The organism is Acinetobacter sp. AKBS16 (assembly GCF_002899995.1).
In the GTDB taxonomy this organism is placed as follows: domain Bacteria; phylum Pseudomonadota; class Gammaproteobacteria; order Pseudomonadales; family Moraxellaceae; genus Acinetobacter; species Acinetobacter baumannii.
Window position 1 is genome coordinate 2,081 of sequence record NZ_POYH01000074.1, and the last position, 1,141, is coordinate 3,221.

Below are 1,141 nucleotides of genomic sequence, written 5' to 3' on the forward strand. Positions count from 1 at the left end.
TTATGCCCTAAAGTGATTGGCAAAGCTTGCTGTAACCATGTACGCCCAATCATGACTTGATGGCGATATTGTTTAGCTTGTTGTAATGCTGTGGTGTAGCACTGTTGAAGTTGACCTTCCACAATTTTCAACGCATCACGGCATTGCAAAATACAAGCTGTGTCTAAAATATCCTGACTGGTTGCTCCCCAATGCACATAACGCGAAGCATCTTCATCAGTATCTTTAACAATTGCCGTAAGCTGTTTTACAAATGGAATTGCGATATTCCCAGCTAAGCCAGTTGCTACCGCCAAAGCCGAAAAGTCAAACTTTTCTAACGCCTGTTCAGCTACTTGGGCAATGGTATTTGCTGCATTTTGAGGAATCACGCCAACTTGTGCCTGCGCTTGGGCTAACGCAACTTCAACCTGAATCATGTAGGTGATTAAAGATGAATCACTAAAGATTTCAGTGACGTCTTTTTGGTAAAACAAGCTGGCATATAACTGGCTCATGATTAGACTCTCTCAATAATCAATGCGATACCTTGACCTACCCCAATACACATTGAACACAAGGCATAACGGCCACCTGTTTGTTCAAGCTGGTTTAAAGCTGTCGTCACAAGACGTGCACCTGATGCACCAAGTGGATGACCTAAAGCAATGGCACCACCATTTGGATTTACCTTGTCAGAGTTGTCTGGTAAGCCTAAATCACGGGTCACTGCCAAAGCCTGTGCAGCAAAGGCTTCATTGAGCTCAATTACATCCATTTGCTCTAAAGTCAGGTTGGCTTGTTTAAGTAATTTTTTAATGGCTGGTGCTGGAGCAAAACCCATAATGCGTGGTTCTACACCTACAGCTGTCGAAGCAATGATCTTGGCACGTGGTTTTAGGTTGTAAGCCTGAACTGCATCATCAGAAGCAATCAGCAGAGCCGCTGCACCATCGTTAATGCCTGAAGCATTCCCCGCAGTAACTGTGCCATCTGCTTTAACCACAGGTTTAAGTCTGCTTAAACCTTCAAGTGTGGTTGATGCACGAGGATGCTCATCGGTATCAATCACCACCGCATCACCCTTACGCTGAGGGATTTCAACTGCCACGATTTCTTTAGAAAAAAAGCCTTTGGCTTGCGCGCTTGCGGTGCGTTGTTG

At 44.8% G+C, this 1,141-nt stretch carries 2 protein-coding genes; both read right to left on the bottom strand.

Going from position 1 to position 1,141, the window contains the following annotated elements; all coding sequences use genetic code 11:
• A partial coding sequence (locus C1642_RS19410) for a lyase family protein (RefSeq protein WP_265734996.1) occupies nt 1–497 on the bottom strand: 497 nt, incomplete at its 3' end.
• Between the two features lie 2 nt (nt 498–499).
• The coding region (locus C1642_RS13250; protein ID WP_146035333.1) for an acetyl-CoA C-acyltransferase at nt 500–1,141 on the bottom strand (642 nt) is incomplete at its 5' end.